Source organism: Flavobacterium hankyongi, assembly GCF_036840915.1.
Lineage (GTDB): Bacteria > Bacteroidota > Bacteroidia > Flavobacteriales > Flavobacteriaceae > Flavobacterium > Flavobacterium hankyongi.
On sequence record NZ_CP085725.1, the window covers coordinates 1,760,972 to 1,778,962 of the forward strand.

Genomic DNA, 17,991 nt, shown 5'->3' on the forward strand with positions numbered 1-17,991 from the left:
TCTTTTTAATATATACTACTCTATTGTGATTTCTAACAAATTTGCCTGTCCAATCAATTGAAATTCAGTCAATACCGATGGCAATAAAATAGTATCTCCTTTTTTAAATTCGAAATTATGATGTTTATAATGAACCAAAAATTCACCTTCGGTACACATATACACAACAAAGCAATCGTCGTTTTTTACTTTGTCAAATTTTCCATTTAACGGAATTACACTTGTTGTAAAATAAGGACATTTAACTGCTTCATTGCTTCTGTTTTCTACAGAATTGTATTCTTTTTTAGCAGCGACTACGTCATAATTTATCGCTTCTAAAGCTAAATCGACATGAAGTTCCCGCTTATTTCCGTTCACATCTTTACGGTCAAAATCGTAAATTCTATAGGTTACATCAGAAGTTTGCTGAATCTCTGCAATTACAATCCCTGCACCAATAGCATGAATTGTTCCTGTTTCAAGGAAAAACACATCTCCTTTTTTTACAGGTACTTGATCAAGAATAGAAACTAAGGTTGTATCGTTTAGATGTTTTAAGTATTCTTCAGGTGAAGATTTCTCTTTAAAACCTACAATTAGCCTTGCTTCATCATCAGCCTGCATAACGTACCACATTTCTGTTTTACCAAACGAATTATGGCGTTTTTTAGCCAATTCATCATTAGGATGCAATTGAATAGATAGATCTTCTCTAGCATCTAAAAATTTAAACAGTAAAGGAAAATCTAATCCAAACTGTTTATGAATCTTATAACCTAAAACCTCATCTGGAAATTTTTCGATTAATTCATTTAAGTTTAAACCTTTGTAAATTCCGTTAGCAATAATACTAACATCTCCAGGTACTGTCGATATTTCCCAACTTTCACCTGTGGTTTGAGTTAGTTTTTCTTTATTAAGTTGTGTAGTTAGTTTTGTACCACCCCAAATTCTATCTTTTAAAATGGGTTTAAATATCAAAGGGTAAACTTCCATTAAATTAAATTTTTAACTGCTTCAACAACTTTAGGAAAATGGCTTTCTGCATCCATACTATCATAAATCATTCTTACTATTCCTTTTTTATCTACAATGTAGGTAACTCGTCCAGGAATTAATCCTAAAAAGTTAGTTGGCACACCAAACAATTTACGAATGCTTTTATCATTATCAGACAATAAAGTAAAAGGTAAATCATATTTATGAGCAAATTTTTTATGTGCTGCAACACTATCACCACTTATGCCTATAACTTCGGCACCTAAATCTTTAAACTCTTCGTACTGATCTCTAAAAAAACAAGCTTGTTTAGTACATCCAGGCGTATCGTCTTTTGGATAAAAATATATTACCAAAACTTTTTTTTCTAAAACAGAAGTAATATAAAAATCTTCTCCTTTTTGATCTTTAGCTCCAAATAATGGCAATTTATCCCCTACTTTTAATACTTCTTGCATAATTATCCTTTGAATGTTACAAAATTTCGTGGCGTTTCATATAATGTTACTTCCAAATCGTTTTCTGAAGCGATTCTTTTTCTAATTTTATTCCAAATAACCACAACTATATTTTCTGCAGTTGGATTTAAATTCTCAAATTCAGGAACATCTAAATTTAAATTCTTATGATCAAATTTGGCTTCAATCTCTTCAAAAATAATATCTGATAAATCTTTAATGTCAATAACGTATCCTGTTTCTGGATTAATACTACCTGTCACACTTACAATTAATTCGTAATTGTGTCCGTGAAAATTAGGGTTATTACATTTCCCAAAAACTTTTTGATTTTGTTCGTCAGACCAATCTTTGCGATACAGTCTGTGAGCTGCATTAAAATGAGCTTTCCTGCTTACTGTGACTTTCATAACTTATGGTCTTCTAGAAAATGATAAAATTCATCAAATATGATTTTGAACCAAACCGTATAAATTTCAGGATTGATTTCCATGTCATCTTTAACAGCATCAATACTCATCCATTTCCAACTTTCAACCTCATCATTATTAATCTTCGGATCTTCATTAAAGTATCCAACCATAACATGGTCTAGTTCATGCTCAGTCAATCCGTTATCAAAAGGTGCTTTATAAATAAAATGAAACAACTCTTTTAGTTCGGTTATAAAACCCATTTCTTCCATTAATCTTCTACTACCAGCCTCTATATTTGTTTCTCCCTCTCTTTGATGACTGCAACAAGTATTCGTCCACAATAAGGGCGAATGATATTTATGATGTGCTCTTTGTTGAAGCATCAATTCATTTTTATCATTCAGTATAAAAACTGAAAAAGCTCTATGCAATAAGGCTTTCTCGTGAGCTTCTAATTTTGGCATTAAACCTATTTGCTCATCATTTTCATTTACTAAAATTACTCTCTCTTCGATCATATCGTATAATTGCTTGGTAAAAATACAAAAAAAGAAAACCGTCCCATTTTTATTGAGACGGTTTTTGATTTTTTAAAAGACATTTTATTATTCCTTAATAATTTTTTGAGAATAATTATTACCATCTGTATCTTTTAAAACTAAAATATATGTTCCTTTTGAAAGACTTTCTACATTGATTTTATTCTCATTCATTTTGCTTTCAAGAGCTTTTTTACCAGTTAAGTCATAAATTTTAGCTTCTGCAAATTCAATCCCCATTCTATTCATTTGAATATTGATAACATTTCTTGCTGGATTTGGATAAATACTAAAAACTGAATTGTTTTCATTTTTTATAACCGATAGCGTTGCACCTTCTGTAACAAGTAATTGTTGATTTGGAGTAACATTATTATATGTATCCACAATTCCTGATGGCCAATGTATAACAACCTGATCTATCGTTGTTGAAGCACCTAATCCAAAATGAGCATTTAAAGTACTCATATAAGCAAATCCTTCTCCGCTTCTAACATCTCTAATTTGTTTTCCCCATGGACCATAAATTTCAATTCTTGCTCCAATTCCGTTTTTGTTACTTTGAACACCATCTAAAGCAACTTTTAACCAATTATTACCATTAGGCGTTGCAAAATGAATTGTACTTCCGTTTACTATGTCCAAAAATCCATCATTATTTAAATCACCAACACCACCAACACTAATTCCTAGCCCCGTATAAGTCACTGGAGAAAAAACATTATTTCCTTGATTGAACATGATTTTATTTGCGCTACCCATAACATCAACAAGACCATTATTATCGAAGTCATAAGCGATATAATCTCGATTAATCGTAGAATCCAAATCCCAGCCTGATCCTATTGTAATTTCTGAATAAGCTTCCTCAGTACTATTTGTTAAATCAAGATTATTTCTGAAAAATTTATGATCAGTAGAACCATTTGAACCTATCAAAATGTCCATATCTCCATCATTATCAAAATCTGCTACAGCAGAAGACCAAGATTGTACTGGCGTTGGGTTAATTTGTGCTATGGCTGAAATATCTGTAAAAACACCATTTCCATCATTTCTATGTAATTCACAAGGTGGTCCGGAGCATTTTGAAATAAACATATCAACATCACCATCATTATCAAAATCGGTCCAAAGTGAAGCATAATTTCCTCCACTTGCAGTTAGTCCTAAATTGTAGGCTCCAGGTGTTACCCCCGATTGGTAATAAGTTAGGTTATTAGAAGCATTGTTTAGATAATATACATTTCTATTCACATCATGACATGAGAAAATATCTAAATTTCCATCATTGTTAATATCTACAAAATTAGTTCTTTGACAAAATATGTATTCTCCAGGGGTTATAGGAGTATAAGTTACTACTCCTCCGTTATTTTGGGAACTCCAAAGCGATAATCCGTCACCAGCACCTAAAACCAAATCATTATAACCATCTTTATTGTAGTCACCAGCCGCCATACTCCATGTAGGCATTTTACTAGTTCCAGAAAGAGTAAAATTTGTAATAGAAAAAGTACCTCCGGGTTCTTGGTTGTGAACTTTCAAGTATCCAGAACCTACACCTACTATATCATCCTTATGATCACCATTCATATCGACCACACATTTATTATGCGTGCTATTAATAGTACTTATTACTTGATTAGTGTAAGTAACAGGTGCAGGAACAGGGACAACAATAGTATTTTCTATTAATTGAAAGGTAAACCCTAATGAATTCCATCGGTTATCAAAAGCGATAATATAAGTAGTTCCTGCAGTTACATTAAATGTTACCACTGAAGAATACTGATAAAGTGTCCCTGCGTCATCATCTGCTGCATAACATGTTAGCGCGCCACAGTTACCTGTATACACATGAACCCTAGTATCTATCCCCGAGGTATTTTGAGTAATATCGGTTGTAACAGTTACCGTATAGTTAGCTGTAGGAGTATATGCATACCATTCTGCTCCTGGTGGTCTAGTAGAAGGAATTGCACCATTATCAGCACAGATTAAAGTTGGTGGTGCTCCGTTGATGACATCAACAGTATAAAGACCTGCTGTAGTTATAGGAACAGCTCCAACACAACTGTCTTGAGCTATTGAAAATTGCATCACAAATAGCAGTGTAATTAAAATTGTAATTTTTTTCATTGTTTAGTAGTTTTTGTTTGTGGTTTTTTCGTTTTATGGACAACCTTGTAGTGAATTAATCCATTGTTCTATCAATAGCACACCTTCTTCATGAACCATTGTTCTTCCGTGAAGAGGCATTCTATACGTTTCATCATTTGTACTCACCCTAAAATACAGCATAGAACGGTCTGTATTTCCAGGAGTTACAATTTTACTTAAAGCTGAAGGGAATCCCTGCATGTCTTGTGTATCCACACAAACACCTAAGTTTGTAAGTCCTTGCCCACTAGGCAATGCAGTCTTGTTGTAACCAAACTTCATTGGACGATAATCACAGTGTCTGTCATCGTTATGACAATGAGCGCAATTACTATCAAAATATGAACGAACTCTTTTTTCTAATGGCTTAGTTTGGTCATTATAATCGACAACGGAATTTTCATCTGAAGGCAAAGAAAAATTATTTTCTAAATAACCGGCGTCAATCCATTTTTGAAGTTGATTTTTCGCATCAGAGCCATAATTGTAGTTGAAATTAAGATTTTGAGGCTTAATCCCTATCGGAATATTTTTTGTTACTTCAATACCTCCCACCGTAGTTTTTGATTTATGACAAACAATACACTGAGACTCTTCAGGAATTCTATAATCTGTACTTTTTACAACATTATTATCATCCTTCCACTGTATTGATGTAATACTACCCTGCAGATCAAAAAAAGCTTCTGTTTGAGCATCATTCCAAACATAGTTCGCAAAAATCCAACCTGTTGATTTTCTAATCATAACTCGGGTTTCTATTATTCTATTAGTATTATTGGGCTGCACATTTGTATAATAGAAGTTCTTGATTAAAGCAGAACCAACAGGCAATTCTAAAACGTTCCCGTCTGCATTATAAGTTGCTTTTACCCCTTTTGGAATCCAAACGAAGCGTTTTTTATGTGCATAATCTGTAAAGAGTGTACTCCTTGGTTCAAAAGGAAGTACATCAGGTGAAGGTTTCTGAGCTTTCATCTCACCTTCAAAAAACTTGTAATCTGATAATTTTGGGTAGGGAACTTTAGTTAAATCGACAGTAACAGGTGAAACTGGAACATAATCACTATCATCTCCTGCAGTACTATCGTCTCCTGAACAGGAATAATACACTGAGAAAATTGAAAAAGCAAATAATAAAAGTAGGTATTTGTGTTTCATGGGCTAAAAAAATTTTACCCAAATATATACAAAAAACTAAATGTTAAGAAATTAACAATATTATAATAAAAAAATATTTTTTAACACAAAACGACAATCATATAGTTATTTTTAATTAATTTTTAAAACAAAATCGCTTTGTTGATATCAAATTCTGTAAGATTTTACTCTTTTATTTTGTAAATATTTTTTTATATTTTTTCATTAAATATTTACTTCATGTTACAAAAAAACCATAAAGCCCCTAAAAAGGGGCTTTATGGTGAGATATATTTTATACTTATTTAGTCAAATACATTTTTCTTCGAGAATACAATTCGTAGAATTGATCATCTTTTAAATCATCAATAAACAAAATGCTCTCCCCAGTCGATTTCATTTCAGGCCCTAATGCCTTATTAACTCCTGGGAATTTATTGAATGAGAACACTGGTTGTTTAATAGCGTAACCATTAAGTTTTGGATTGAAATTAAAATCAGTTACTTTATTTTCTCTCAACATAACTTTTGTTGCATAATTCACATACGGTTCTCCATAAGCTTTTGCAATAAATGGAACAGTGCGAGAAGCTCTAGGATTTGCTTCGATGATATAAACCGTATCATCTTTAATTGCAAACTGAATATTGATTAATCCAACTGTTTTTAAAGCTACGGCTATCTTCTTAGTATGATCTTTAATTTGTTGCATTACAAACTCACCAAGATTGAAAGGTGGTAAAGTTGCATTACTATCACCAGAGTGCACACCACAAGGCTCAATGTGCTCCATGATACCAATAATGTACACATTCCCATCTTCATCACAAATAGCATCTGCTTCCGCTTCGATTGCTCCATCTAAATAATGATCTAACAATAATTTATTATTTGGAATGTGCTTTAAAATTTCGATTACATGCTCTTCTAATTCCTGCTTATTAATCACAATTTTCATTCCTTGTCCTCCCAAAACATATGAAGGACGAACTAATAATGGAAAATCTAATTCGTCAGCTAATTTAACAGCTTGTTCAGCATTTTCTGCTACACCAAATTTAGGAAACGGAATATTTAATTCTGTCAACAACTCCGAGAAACGACCTCTATCTTCTGCTAAATCTAGCGCATCGAAACTTGTTCCTATAATTTTGATTCCGTATTTATGAAGTTTTTCAGCTAATTTAAGAGCGGTTTGACCTCCCAATTGAACAATTACACCTTCCGGTTTTTCATGTTGGATAATATCATAAATATGTTCCCAGAAAACAGGTTCGAAATATAATTTATCAGCCGTGTCGAAGTCAGTTGAAACCGTTTCAGGATTACAGTTAATCATGATGGTTTCATAACCACATTCTTTTGCTGCTAAAACTCCGTGTACACACGAGTAATCAAACTCGATTCCTTGACCAATTCTATTAGGACCAGAACCAAGAACAACGATTTTCTTTTTATTTGAAACAACACTTTCATTATCAACAAAACGTGTCCCATCAACTTTTTCAATCTCTGCTTCAAAAGTTGAGTAGTAATATGGAGTTAGTGCTTTAAATTCGGCAGCACAAGTATCTACCAATTTATATACACGCTGAATATTCATTGTATCGCGCAATGCGTGAACCTGACTCTCTAAGCAGTTCAACATATGAGCAATTTGACGATCTCCATACCCTTTTTGTTTTGCCTCCAACAATAAGTCTTTTGGAAGTGTTTCAAGAGTATACTTAGAAATTTCTTTCTCTAGCAAGAACAATTCTTCATATTGTTTCAAGAACCACATATCAATTTTTGTGATTTCATGAATTCTTGATAATGGAATTCCCATAGCAATCGCATCATAGATTACGAAAACTCTGTCCCAACTTGCATGGGTTAATTTCTCTATAATTTGCTCGTAGTTTTTATAGCCTTTACCATCAGCACCTAAACCATTACGCTTAATTTCTAAGGACTGAGTAGCTTTATGTAACGCTTCTTGAAACGAACGACCAATACCCATTACCTCTCCTACCGATTTCATTTGAAGTCCCAATGTTCTGTCTGAACCTTCAAACTTATCAAAGTTCCAACGAGGGATTTTTACAATTACATAATCTAATGTTGGCTCAAATAAAGCCGAAGTTGATTTTGTAATTTGATTTTGTAATTCATTTAAAGTATATCCTAAGGCTAACTTAGTTGCAACTTTAGCAATTGGATATCCAGTTGCTTTTGATGCTAAAGCAGATGAACGTGATACACGCGGATTAATTTCGATAGCAACGATATCCTCTCTCTCATCTGGAGAAACCGCAAACTGAACGTTACATCCCCCTGCAAAGTTTCCTATACTACGCATCATGTGCATAGCCATATCACGCATTTTCTGGAATGTTGTATCTGACAAAGTCATTGCTGGAGCAACAGTGATACTATCTCCAGTATGGATTCCCATTGGATCCATATTCTCGATTGTACATATAATAACTACGTTATCATTTTTATCACGAAGTAATTCTAATTCGTATTCTTTCCAACCTAAAAGTGCTTTATCGATTAACACTTCGTGAATAGGAGAAGCTTCAAGTCCTCGAGTTAATAACTCATCAAAATCTTCTTTTTTATGAACGAAAGCAGCTCCAGTTCCTCCTAATGTAAAAGAAGGACGAATTACTAATGGAAAACCAAATTCCTGAGCAATTTCTTTTCCTTTTAGGAAAGAGTTTGCAGTTTTTGCAGGTGCTTGAGGGATTCCAATTTCATTTAATAATGCTTTAAACTTATCTCTATCTTCTGTAACGTTAATAGCATTAACATCAACTCCGATAAGTTTTACATTAAAATCTTTCCAAATCCCTTTATCATCAGCTTCCAAACAAAGGTTCAAGGCCGTTTGACCTCCCATTGTTGGTAAAACAGCATCGATTTGCGGATGTGCTTTAAGGATTTCAATGATTGATTTTGTTGTTAATGGCTTTAGATAAATGTGATCCGCCATTGAAGGATCGGTCATGATGGTTGCTGGATTAGAATTGATTAAGATAACTTCTATTCCTTCTTCACGCAACGAACGTGCTGATTGTGAACCTGAATAGTCAAACTCACACGCTTGACCAATAATTATGGGACCTGACCCGATAATTAAAACCGATTTAATTGAATTGTCTTTAGGCATTGTTGTGTTGTTTATTCCGAATTAATTCAGAATTTAGTTGTTGTTTGTATTATAGCCCTGATGGAAGCAGCATCCTTTTTAATTTTGCTTTACAACACCTTTTCTATGAACTAAGCAAAATTAAAAAGATACAGCGTACAGCAGGAAAAAGCTCTAAATAATTATCAGTATTTTTATGAACAGTTTAAAAAAAAGGCGTTACTGATAAAAGTAACGCCTATATATTTGACTGAAAATCAATCATTATTTTTTGTGTCTTGGTTCGCAAGAAACAGTTAATTTATGTCTTCCTTTAGCACGACGACGAGCTAGGACTTTTCTTCCATTCGCAGAAGCCATTCTGTCCATAAAACCGTGCTTGTTTCTTCTTTTTCTTTTCGATGGTTGAAATGTTCTTTTACTCATAACTGTGTATCTTTAAAATCTTGTATAAATATCTTAATTTTTGGTTTTCTCGAAACCGAGTGCAAATATACAACGATTTTTTATTCTTGCAAGTGCTTTTATAAAAAATAATTTATTTCCTTTTCTTATATTTGCAACTCATTATTAAAAACACTTTTATGTTTCATAAAAACATCAAACTAATCATAGCTGGATTACTCTTTATTACTGGAATTTGGCAATTTACTGAAGGAAATATTGGAAATGGAATTTTCTTAACACTACTTACAATAATCCCTGTTTTTCTATACTTTAGAAATGAATACATATTAATGGCTTTTTTAAAATTAAGAAATCAAGATTTTGAAGGAGCAAAAAAATGGTTAGACAAAATTAAAAATCCTGAAACAGCTTTGGTTCAAAAACAACAAGGTTATTACAATTATTTAAATGGTTTAATGATTTCTCAAACCAACTTAAATCAGGCTGAAAAATATTTTAAAAAAGCAATTAGTTTAGGTTTATCTATGGACCAAGATTTGGCTTTAGCTAAATTAAATTTAGCAGGTATTGCTTTAAGTAGAAGAAGAAAGCTTGAAGCAACAAACTTATTAAATGAGGCTAAAAAACTTGACAAACACAATATGCTGAAAGATCAAATTAAGATGATGAAAGATCAACTGAAGAAAATTTAGTACATCTTTTTTTGTTAAAAAACAAAAAACCACACAATATTTGTGTGGTTTTTTCGTATATATATGTTGTTAATCGATATTTTAGATATTTGACCGATATTATTGAAATACAGAGTTTTATATTTATAAATTAGCATTAAGAATTACTGCTTATGAAAAATATTTACACTACTATTTTACTACTATTTGCAGCTTTCTCAAGCAATTACGCTCAGAGCCAAGAGGCTACTTTTCCTGAAGCCTTGAAAGAGCATTTAAATAGATACAACATTAAGAGCAATGACGCATTTGCCAACAGGGAAATTCAAAAAGGTCAGATTATGTTTGATTCATTGGTTTCACATCATTTAATTGGAACCACATTTGAAGATTACACCTTAAAGAGTTTTGAAAAAAGAAAGGTAAAACTCAGTAGTTTCAAGAAACCCGTTTTCATACTGACATATGCCACATGGTGTATTCCAAGCAAAGGAGAAATTCCTGCCTTGAACAAATTAGCTCAAAAATATGCTAAAGACGTACAGTTTGTAATCTTGTTTTGGAACAAAAAATATGAAGTAAAACAAATTGCCCGAAAATTTAACCACAACATCACTGTTTGTTATGCTCATGAAACTTACAAAAGAGATGCTATAATAGTAGCACATTTAAAACATACTCTTGGGTTTCCCACATCTTACTTTTTAGACCAAAATTTAAAAGTAGTAAATATCAAAAGAGGAGGTGCACAACCTGATAACAAAAGTTCTTATGTAAAAGCTTATACTTTAAATTATAACGTTTTTAGAGAAGGCCTTAGCAGTTTACTTATCGAAAAAAATATTTCGGACGAACAATTAACCACTAATTAATTATTTTTCGAGTAGCATTTTTCCTGCTACCAATATTAGAATAGCTGCGAATATCTTTTTCAGCATTTTTTGATCAATACTTACAGCAAGTTTACTACCAAAATAACTTCCTACAACGAAAAAAACAGCAATTATTGCCGCGTATTTCCAATTTATATATCCTTCCTTATAATAATTGAATACTGCTAAAGCAGTTACCGGCACTACCAAAACCGTCAAGCTTGTTCCTTGCGCTTGATGCTGATTGAATCCTAATAGCAAAACAAGTAATGGCACCATAATAATTCCGCCACCAACACCCACTAAACCACTTAAAACTCCAGCCAATAAACCAATTAAAACTAAAGATAATATTATTGTTACTGTCATACTTTTCATGATTAATTATCCTTTGATTGGAATTTCTAAAACATATTTCTTTTTAGTAGGATTATCAAGTTTTTTATCACGCAACCAAGGGTTAAACAATTTAAGTTCCTTGTAATTTATTCCCTGAGTTTTTGCGAATTTAGCCAAATCTGTTATACTACTATCAATTTCTATTTTTTTAGACTGCATTGGCTGATATAATTCTTCAGCTGTCAGATTAAATCCGTAAGCACTTTTATTTTGCATAATTTCTTTTAGAGCTAAAATTCTAAAAACATACCTAAACGTTTCATCAGTCAATAAAAGATTATAGTAATTTGTTTCCATTTGCTGATCAACGGCTTTTTGCAACCCATTCATACCTCCATTATAAGACGCAGCAGCCATTGTCCATGAACCAAATTTCTCTTTAGCTTTAATAAGATACTCACAAGCCATTTGTGTAGATTTCTCTAAATGATAACGTTCATCAACAATATCATTCACTTCCATTCCTTTTTCTTTAGCTGTTTGAGGCATAAATTGCCAAAAACCTTTTGCTCCTGATGGCGAAGTCGCATTTGTTAATGAACTTTCTATTACTGCTAAATATTTAAAATCGTCTGGCACATTGTTTTTAGCCAAAATAGGTTCAATTATTGGGAAAAACCTATTAGCCCTTTTAATAATCAATATAGTCGAACCGTGCATATACTGGTTAACTACTAACTCTCTATCTAGTCTATCGTGGACATCTGAAATATGCAAAGGCGCTTCTTCTCCACAAAAATCAATCTTGGTTGGAAATTTCTCTGCTTCATTTTTAGAAGCACTCAAAAGCATTACTCCTAAAAAAATTGCTACAACTAATACAGATACTTTCTTCATCTTATTTCAATATTATTTCAGGCAAGATAGTATTAATCCATCGATATTTACTCAAAATCATGATATGAGTTCCACCTTCAATATTTATACAATCTTTTATATTTTTTATCGGAAACACCTCATCAGCATCACCATGAATATGAATCACTTTTGGATCTGGCTCTACCCTATTCCAATTTATAATTTGCTCTATTGCCCAATCCAAATAGGACTTATCGCGCATACTTAAAAACTTTTCATATAACTCTAACCTCTTTTTAACCACTTCTCCAAAGGCATATTTTGCCAAAACCTCGACATTTTGTGCCAAGCTAGTTGGAACTAATTTATAGATTTTAGTAACTCTTGCAATTTTCATCCTGCTTGGTAATTCTTTATTACTTTTCACACTAGAAATAATAATTATTTTTTTAGCAGAAACAAATTGAGACATTTCTTGAACTAAAATACCTCCAAAAGAAACTCCAATCAAAACTACATTTTCATGTTTAATATTTTGAGCCATTCTCTTGGCATACTCCTCTAGCTTTTCATTCTTTTCAGGTAAAACCCATTCTAAAAAATGCATTTCAAATTGTTCTTCAGGAAGTTTAATTCGCTCAAAAATAGATGAACTAGCTGCCATCCCAGGCATAAAATAAACATGAATTTTAGACATAAAATGTGTAGAGTTAGTAAGATTTTACCGAAATTTGTATAAAATTAACTATTTCAAACAACAGTTTTTAACCTTCGCTGTTAATTTATATTTATTTTAAGACTCCTTAGTAGAAATTATGGAAATTAAAGACAACTCTTTTTCACGTCAATTTGAAACTCCCACACCAGAAGGAATGGTAACCGTTGAATATTCATTTCAGGATCGTAAGATATTTTTAACACGTATTAATACGCCTGAAAACTTTAGCAATGATCAATTTATAGATGATTTTTTAGTAGAAATCATGTCCATTGCTGAAGAGAAAAAATTCAAAGTTGTCCCTATATTTCCAAGAATTGCTACATTTATTAAAAAAAATCCAAAATACAAAGACATGCTTCCTCCGGGAATTAGGCTTTAAAAAGTTTCGATATGAAATAATTTTACCATTCGAATAATGACAGACCAAGAAGACAATCAAAGTATTATTGATTTTTTTGAAAAAATTGAAAAATACTACGGAAGTAAAACTGAAATTACTGAAGGAATTTGCACATCCAATGGTGATTTTAATGCTAATTATACTACGTGGAACTTATTCGAATTTGATTTAATACGTTCTGCCTACAGAAATAATGGCGCAAGATTTATGATGGAAGGCAACGGAATGTATTATGAAATTGACGCTCAATCGATAATTGCCTTAAATCAACCAGGAAGAAATAAATTTGAATTTGTTGAGAGATTAGCTGATAATGTTTTCAGAATTACTAAACTTCGGTTTCATTATAAATATTAAAAAAAAGCCTGTCTTTCGACAGGCTTTTCTTTTATACTAGTACATTTAAAAACTCCATTCTTACACTACCGTCTTCGTCAATTTTTGTTAGATTAACATGATGTAATGTATTTACTAATTCTGGATTCCAAGGTGTTTTAACCTTTACATAGTTTTCTGTAAATCCATGAATGTAACCTTCTTTGTTTTCTCCTTCAAACAAAACTGTTCTGTCCAATCCAATTTGGCTTTCATAAAAAGCACGACGTTTTTTTACTGATAATCCACGAAGCATTTTACTACGCTTCGCTCTTACATTTGCCGGAACAACCCCTTCCATGGCCATTGCTTCTGTATTATCTCTTTCAGAATAAGTAAAGACATGTAGATAGGAAATATCCAATTCATTTAAGAAATTATATGTTTCCAAAAACAATTCATCTGTTTCTCCTGGAAAACCAACAATTACATCTACACCAATACAAGCATCAGGCATCACTTCACGAATTTTAGCTACGCGTTCGGCATACAATTCACGTAAATAACGACGCTTCATTTTTTTAAGAATTGTGTTACTACCTGATTGTAACGGAATATGGAAATGCGGCACAAAAGTTCGGCTTTGCGATACGAAATCTATTGTTTCATTTTTAAGCAAATTTGGCTCAATAGAAGAAATACGTAAACGTTCAATTCCATCCACTTTATCTAATGCTTGAACTAACTCATAGAAAGTATGTTCGTGTTTTTTATTTCCGAATTCACCTTTCCCATAATCCCCAATATTAACTCCAGTTAAAACAATTTCTTTAATTCCTCTTTCTGAAATTTCTTTGGCATTTTTCATCACGTTTTCCATTGTATCACTACGTGAAATTCCACGTGCCAATGGAATAGTACAATACGTACATTTATAATCACATCCGTCCTGCACTTTTAAAAATGCACGGGTTCTGTCGCCAATCGAATAACTTCCAACATAAAAATCGGCTTCCTCGATTTCACAAGAATGTACCTCACCCATATCATTTTTGGAAAGGTCATTAATATAATCTGTAATTTTGAATTTTTCTGTTGCTCCTAAAACCAAATCTACTCCGTCAACCGAAGCTAATTCCTCAGGTTTTAATTGAGCATAACATCCAACAGCAGCAACAAACGCCTTGTCATTAAGCTTCATGGCTTTTTTCACAATCTGTTTGAATTGTTTATCGGCGTTTTCGGTTACCGAACACGTATTGATTACGTAAATATCGGCAACTTCTTCAAAATTGACACGGTCAAAACCTTCGTCTTGAAAATTTCTCGCAATGGTAGATGTCTCAGAGAAATTTAATTTACAGCCTAAAGTATAAAAGGCTACTTTTTTTCTGTTTTCCATAAAATAGCTCAATCAATGAAATCGTTGTCAAAAAATTGAGGGTGCAAAATTAGTTAGAAATATTGGTTTGTAAAAATTATTAATCAATTACTATTCAATTATTTAAAAGCCTTAGGAGCTAACATGTTTTCAGGATTTAAAATTTCATCCAACTGCTCTTTAGACAATATGTTATGCTCTAGAACAAGATTGTAAACACTTTTCCCTGTTTCGAGTGCTTCTTTAGCAATTTTAGTACTGTTTTTATACCCGATGTGTGGATTCAGGGCAGTAACAATACCAATACTGTGTAAGACCATATTTCTACAGTGTTCTTCATTAGCTGTGATACCATCAATACATTTTTCTCTTAAAGTATCCATTGCATTAATCATCAATTGCATCGATTCTAAGATAGCATATATTAGCACTGGTTCCATCACGTTTAACTGCAACTGACCAGCTTCGGCAGCCATAGTAACTGTTAAATCATTTCCTATAACCCTGTAACAAACCTGATTCATCACCTCTGGAATAACAGGATTTACTTTTCCTGGCATAATTGAAGAACCAGGTTGCATTGGAGGAAGATTAATTTCATTAAATCCACATCTCGGCCCTGAAGAAAGTAGACGCAAATCGTTACAAATTTTAGACATTTTGATTGCCATACGTTTTAAAGCCGACGAATAGATAACGTACGAACCTGTATCTGGTGTTGCTTCAATTAAGTTTGGCGCAGAAACTATTGCAAGTCCTGTAACTTTAGCTAAATTCTCAGCACAAAGTTTAGCGTATCCTGGAGCAGCATTCAATCCTGTTCCAATAGCAGTTGCACCCATATTTGTTTCTAAAAATAAATTAGAATTTTGAGTCAATCGATCGATTTCTTCTTCTAAAGTTGCGGCAAAAGCTTCAAATTCCTGTCCTAAAGTCATAGGAACAGCATCTTGCAACTGTGTACGCCCCATTTTTAGCACATGTTTAAATTCTTCACCTTTTTTTCTAAAAGATTGGATTAACAGTTTCAAATGTTTAATCATATTAACATTCGAATGAATGGCTCCTACTTTAATCGCTGTAGGATATGCATCGTTTGTAGATTGTGATAAATTTACATGATCATTTGGTGAACAATACTGATACTCTCCTTTTTTATAGCCCATGATTTCAAGTGCGCGGTTAGCCAATACTTCATTGACATTCATATTGGTTGAAGTTCCTGCTCCTCCTTGAATCATATCTACAGGGAATTCTTGATCAAGTTTACCTTCGATAACTTCTTTGGAAGCCTGAACAATCGCATCCTTTATTTTTCCATCAAGCAACCCTAACTCAAAATTAGTTTCGGCAGCTGCCCATTTTACATAAGCCAAGCCTTTTATAAATTCGGGAAACTGATATAGCTTAACTCCCGAAATATGGAAATTTTCTATAGCTCTTTGAGTTTGAACTCCATAATATGCATTTTCAGGAACTTGCAAATCCCCTAATAAATCGTTTTCTATTCTATACATTGCTTTAAATTTTGAGGAATAAATTTACATAAAAAACCACGACTACTCTCGCAATCGTGGTGTTATAATTTCTATAAAATTTCAAGTTATTCTTTTCTGTATTTTTTAGTTTCCTCAAAAACGTGTTCCAAAATCTTAGCGTCTTCTTCTGTAAATTCAACTTGTCGTCTCGCCATAACAATTTTAGCCGTTTGAAAAGCTTTTGAAGTTAAATAAGTTGTAAATCCTGAAGCTCCACCCCAAGAGTAGCTTGGGACGAAATTACGCGGAAATCCTGAACCAAAAATATTAGCAGAAACACCAACTACAGTACCAGTATTAAACATGGTATTGATTCCGCATTTACTATGATCCCCCATCATTAATCCACAGAATTGAAGACCCGTTTTTGCAAAACCTTCTGTTTCATAACTCCAAAGTTTCACCTCCTCATAATTATTTTTTAAGTTGGAATTGTTACTATCGGCTCCAATATTACACCATTCGCCTAAAACGGAATTTCCTAAGAAACCATCATGTCCTTTATTAGAATATCCAAACAATACCGAATTATTCACCTCCCCACCAATAACTGAATGAGGCCCAACTGTAGTAGCCCCATAAACTTTAGTAGCCAATTTTACTCTACCATTATCACAAAGTGCAAACGGGCCACGAATTACAGAACCCTCCATAATCTCAGTATTTCTACCAATGTAAATGGGGCCTGTAGAAGCATTTAAAGTCACAAATTCTAATTTTGCACCTTCTTCAATAAATATATTTTCAGGAGATAAAACATTAACCGATTTCGGAATAGGCTGTGAATGTCTGCCTTCAGTAATCAATTCAAAATCTTCACGAAGTGCTGCATCGTTTTTTGAAAAAATATCCCAAGTATGTTCTATTCGAAGACATTCTTCATCAAAATCGATAATTTCGAAAGTATCAAAATCGACTTCCTGATTTTCTTTACTATAAAAAGCTACAACTTCTTCTTTATAAAAAATGGCTTGATTTTCTTCCAAAGATCTAATCATTTCAACTAAAATATCATTTGGTAAAAAAGAAGCATTAATCATAATGTTTTCTTCCATCTCAACCATTGGATATTTATCCATTAAATACTCCTCTGTCAAGGTTGTAGTAGTGTAACCTAAATATTTTTCCCATTTTTCACGGATAGTTAAAATTCCAACACGAATATCAGCAACGGGACGAGTAAAAGTAAACGGAAGTAATGCGTTTCTAACCGTTCCGTCAAAAAGTATATAGTTCATTTTTTACAGTTCAGATTTATAATGTATCAAAGTTACAAAGTTTAGTAATAAAACTACAAAACCTAAAAAAAAAGCCTTCCCAAATCGGAAAGGCTTTATATGATGATAAAAACAGCGATTATTTGCTGAATTTAGCGTATTTGTTTTTGAATTTATCTATACGTCCTGCAGTATCGATAAGTTTAGATTTACCTGTGTAAAAAGGGTGAGAAGTTCTTGAGATCTCCATTTTGTAAACTGGGTACTCTACACCTTCGTGAGTGATAGTTTCTTTTGTTTCAACAGTAGATTTAGTGATAAAAACGTCGTCATTTGACATGTCTTTGAAAGCAACTAATCTGTAATTTTCTGGGTGAATTCCTTTTTTCATGATAAATCTTTTTATGATTTGCTACTTTGGGTTTTGATGCTCTTTAC

General features: G+C 32.7%; 19 protein-coding genes. 4 read left to right on the top strand and 15 right to left on the bottom strand.

The features are described 5' to 3' along the window. Nucleotides 1–15: 15 nt before the first annotated feature. The 8 genes from LJY17_RS08250 to rpmH form a co-directional block, all read right to left on the bottom strand. A complete protein-coding gene (locus LJY17_RS08250) occupies nucleotides 16–978 on the bottom strand; it encodes a type I phosphomannose isomerase catalytic subunit (protein ID WP_264543363.1) in 963 nt (320 codons plus the stop codon). Then, entirely contained in the window at nucleotides 978–1,439 is a 462-nt protein-coding gene (locus tag LJY17_RS08255; RefSeq protein ID WP_264543364.1) for a peroxiredoxin, read from the bottom strand. Before LJY17_RS08255 ends, LJY17_RS08250 begins: the two co-directional genes overlap by 1 nt. A 2-nt stretch (nucleotides 1,440–1,441) precedes the next feature. After that, entirely contained in the window at nucleotides 1,442–1,849 is a 408-nt protein-coding gene (locus LJY17_RS08260) for a 6-pyruvoyl trahydropterin synthase family protein (RefSeq protein WP_264543365.1), read from the bottom strand. Continuing rightward, nucleotides 1,846–2,373 carry an isopentenyl-diphosphate Delta-isomerase gene (idi, locus tag LJY17_RS08265; protein ID WP_264543366.1) on the bottom strand — a complete coding sequence of 176 codons (528 nt, stop codon included), beginning with the start codon at nucleotides 2,371–2,373 and terminating at the stop codon, nucleotides 1,846–1,848. Before idi ends, LJY17_RS08260 begins: the two co-directional genes overlap by 4 nt. 87 nt (nucleotides 2,374–2,460) lie before the next feature. Next, the gene (locus LJY17_RS08270) at nucleotides 2,461–4,536 is read right to left on the bottom strand and encodes an FG-GAP-like repeat-containing protein (RefSeq protein ID WP_264543367.1); all 2,076 of its coding nucleotides are present in this window, start codon (nucleotides 4,534–4,536) and stop codon (nucleotides 2,461–2,463) included. Between the two features lie 33 nt (nucleotides 4,537–4,569). Then, nucleotides 4,570–5,718, bottom strand: a complete 1,149-nt coding sequence (locus tag LJY17_RS08275) for a hypothetical protein (protein ID WP_264543368.1) — start codon at nucleotides 5,716–5,718, stop codon at nucleotides 4,570–4,572. A 280-nt stretch (nucleotides 5,719–5,998) separates the two neighbouring features. Beyond that, nucleotides 5,999–8,854, bottom strand: coding sequence for a carbamoyl-phosphate synthase large subunit (gene carB, locus LJY17_RS08280; protein ID WP_264543369.1), 2,856 nt, complete (start codon nucleotides 8,852–8,854; stop codon nucleotides 5,999–6,001). Between the two features lie 243 nt (nucleotides 8,855–9,097). Further along, on the bottom strand, nucleotides 9,098–9,259 hold the full coding sequence (rpmH, locus tag LJY17_RS08285; RefSeq protein ID WP_007136275.1) for a 50S ribosomal protein L34: 162 nt from the start codon (nucleotides 9,257–9,259) through the stop codon (nucleotides 9,098–9,100). A gap of 158 nt (nucleotides 9,260–9,417) precedes the next feature. Between rpmH and LJY17_RS08290 the strand changes: the two genes are divergently transcribed. Together LJY17_RS08290 and LJY17_RS08295 are read left to right on the top strand one after the other, a co-directional pair. Further along, complete coding sequence (locus LJY17_RS08290; protein ID WP_264543370.1) at nucleotides 9,418–9,933, top strand: DUF2892 domain-containing protein; 516 nt, start codon at nucleotides 9,418–9,420, stop codon at nucleotides 9,931–9,933. A gap of 152 nt (nucleotides 9,934–10,085) precedes the next feature. Beyond that, nucleotides 10,086–10,784, top strand: a complete 699-nt coding sequence (locus tag LJY17_RS08295; protein WP_264543371.1) for a TlpA family protein disulfide reductase — start codon at nucleotides 10,086–10,088, stop codon at nucleotides 10,782–10,784. On the opposite strand, the gene LJY17_RS08300 is transcribed toward LJY17_RS08295, so the two are convergent. The 3 genes from LJY17_RS08300 to LJY17_RS08310 are packed head-to-tail and all read right to left on the bottom strand — an operon-like array spanning nucleotide 10,785 to nucleotide 12,678. Continuing rightward, entirely contained in the window at nucleotides 10,785–11,153 is a 369-nt protein-coding gene (locus tag LJY17_RS08300) for a sulfite exporter TauE/SafE family protein (protein WP_264543372.1), read from the bottom strand. It lies immediately after the preceding gene. A 15-nt stretch (nucleotides 11,154–11,168) separates the two neighbouring features. Beyond that, on the bottom strand, nucleotides 11,169–12,020 hold the full coding sequence (locus LJY17_RS08305; protein WP_264543373.1) for a lytic transglycosylase domain-containing protein: 852 nt from the start codon (nucleotides 12,018–12,020) through the stop codon (nucleotides 11,169–11,171). 1 nt (nucleotide 12,021) lies between these two features. Then, a complete protein-coding gene (locus LJY17_RS08310) occupies nucleotides 12,022–12,678 on the bottom strand; it encodes an alpha/beta hydrolase (RefSeq protein WP_264543374.1) in 657 nt (218 codons plus the stop codon). Nucleotides 12,679–12,796: 118 nt separating this feature from the next. Here LJY17_RS08310 and LJY17_RS08315 point away from each other — a divergent pair, with 118 nt between their 5' ends. Both LJY17_RS08315 and LJY17_RS08320 read left to right on the top strand, forming a co-directional pair. After that, a complete protein-coding gene (locus LJY17_RS08315) occupies nucleotides 12,797–13,081 on the top strand; it encodes a GNAT family N-acetyltransferase (RefSeq protein WP_264543375.1) in 285 nt (94 codons plus the stop codon). A 36-nt stretch (nucleotides 13,082–13,117) separates the two neighbouring features. Next, nucleotides 13,118–13,459, top strand: a complete 342-nt coding sequence (locus tag LJY17_RS08320; protein WP_264543376.1) for a hypothetical protein — start codon at nucleotides 13,118–13,120, stop codon at nucleotides 13,457–13,459. A 31-nt stretch (nucleotides 13,460–13,490) separates the two neighbouring features. Here LJY17_RS08320 and mtaB read toward each other — a convergent pair whose 3' ends face one another. From mtaB to LJY17_RS08340, 4 genes are all read right to left on the bottom strand, one after another. Continuing rightward, complete coding sequence (gene mtaB / locus LJY17_RS08325) at nucleotides 13,491–14,819, bottom strand: tRNA (N(6)-L-threonylcarbamoyladenosine(37)-C(2))-methylthiotransferase MtaB (protein ID WP_264543377.1); 1,329 nt, start codon at nucleotides 14,817–14,819, stop codon at nucleotides 13,491–13,493. A gap of 98 nt (nucleotides 14,820–14,917) precedes the next feature. Beyond that, nucleotides 14,918–16,315 (bottom strand): aspartate ammonia-lyase, encoded by a 1,398-nt coding sequence (aspA, locus tag LJY17_RS08330; RefSeq protein ID WP_264543378.1) that lies wholly within the window; start codon nucleotides 16,313–16,315, stop codon nucleotides 14,918–14,920. An 86-nt stretch (nucleotides 16,316–16,401) separates the two neighbouring features. Beyond that, a complete protein-coding gene (locus LJY17_RS08335) occupies nucleotides 16,402–17,574 on the bottom strand; it encodes a GlmU family protein (protein ID WP_264543379.1) in 1,173 nt (390 codons plus the stop codon). A 118-nt stretch (nucleotides 17,575–17,692) separates the two neighbouring features. Further along, on the bottom strand, nucleotides 17,693–17,944 hold the full coding sequence (locus LJY17_RS08340; protein WP_264543380.1) for a type B 50S ribosomal protein L31: 252 nt from the start codon (nucleotides 17,942–17,944) through the stop codon (nucleotides 17,693–17,695). Between the last annotated feature and the right edge of the window lie 47 nt (nucleotides 17,945–17,991).

What these genes read in the sequence shown, in the direction of transcription:
- carB (WP_264543369.1), bottom strand. Translation starts at nt 8,854, where the DNA reads ATGCCTAAAGACAATTCAATTAAATCGGTTTTAATTATCGGGTCAGGT.
- LJY17_RS08260 (WP_264543365.1), bottom strand. Translation starts at nt 1,849, where the DNA reads ATGAAAGTCACAGTAAGCAGGAAAGCTCATTTTAATGCAGCTCACAGA.
- idi (WP_264543366.1), bottom strand. Translation starts at nt 2,373, where the DNA reads ATGATCGAAGAGAGAGTAATTTTAGTAAATGAAAATGATGAGCAAATA.
- LJY17_RS08305 (WP_264543373.1), bottom strand. Translation starts at nt 12,020, where the DNA reads ATGAAGAAAGTATCTGTATTAGTTGTAGCAATTTTTTTAGGAGTAATG.
- LJY17_RS08310 (WP_264543374.1), bottom strand. Translation starts at nt 12,678, where the DNA reads ATGTCTAAAATTCATGTTTATTTTATGCCTGGGATGGCAGCTAGTTCA.
- LJY17_RS08315 (WP_264543375.1), top strand. Translation starts at nt 12,797, where the DNA reads ATGGAAATTAAAGACAACTCTTTTTCACGTCAATTTGAAACTCCCACA.
- mtaB (WP_264543377.1), bottom strand. Translation starts at nt 14,819, where the DNA reads ATGGAAAACAGAAAAAAAGTAGCCTTTTATACTTTAGGCTGTAAATTA.
- LJY17_RS08300 (WP_264543372.1), bottom strand. Translation starts at nt 11,153, where the DNA reads ATGACAGTAACAATAATATTATCTTTAGTTTTAATTGGTTTATTGGCT.
- LJY17_RS08275 (WP_264543368.1), bottom strand. Translation starts at nt 5,718, where the DNA reads ATGAAACACAAATACCTACTTTTATTATTTGCTTTTTCAATTTTCTCA.
- LJY17_RS08270 (WP_264543367.1), bottom strand. Translation starts at nt 4,536, where the DNA reads ATGAAAAAAATTACAATTTTAATTACACTGCTATTTGTGATGCAATTT.
- LJY17_RS08335 (WP_264543379.1), bottom strand. Translation starts at nt 17,574, where the DNA reads ATGAACTATATACTTTTTGACGGAACGGTTAGAAACGCATTACTTCCG.
- aspA (WP_264543378.1), bottom strand. Translation starts at nt 16,315, where the DNA reads ATGTATAGAATAGAAAACGATTTATTAGGGGATTTGCAAGTTCCTGAA.
- LJY17_RS08320 (WP_264543376.1), top strand. Translation starts at nt 13,118, where the DNA reads ATGACAGACCAAGAAGACAATCAAAGTATTATTGATTTTTTTGAAAAA.
- LJY17_RS08255 (WP_264543364.1), bottom strand. Translation starts at nt 1,439, where the DNA reads ATGCAAGAAGTATTAAAAGTAGGGGATAAATTGCCATTATTTGGAGCT.
- LJY17_RS08295 (WP_264543371.1), top strand. Translation starts at nt 10,086, where the DNA reads ATGAAAAATATTTACACTACTATTTTACTACTATTTGCAGCTTTCTCA.
- LJY17_RS08290 (WP_264543370.1), top strand. Translation starts at nt 9,418, where the DNA reads ATGTTTCATAAAAACATCAAACTAATCATAGCTGGATTACTCTTTATT.
- rpmH (WP_007136275.1), bottom strand. Translation starts at nt 9,259, where the DNA reads ATGAGTAAAAGAACATTTCAACCATCGAAAAGAAAAAGAAGAAACAAG.
- LJY17_RS08250 (WP_264543363.1), bottom strand. Translation starts at nt 978, where the DNA reads ATGGAAGTTTACCCTTTGATATTTAAACCCATTTTAAAAGATAGAATT.
- LJY17_RS08340 (WP_264543380.1), bottom strand. Translation starts at nt 17,944, where the DNA reads ATGAAAAAAGGAATTCACCCAGAAAATTACAGATTAGTTGCTTTCAAA.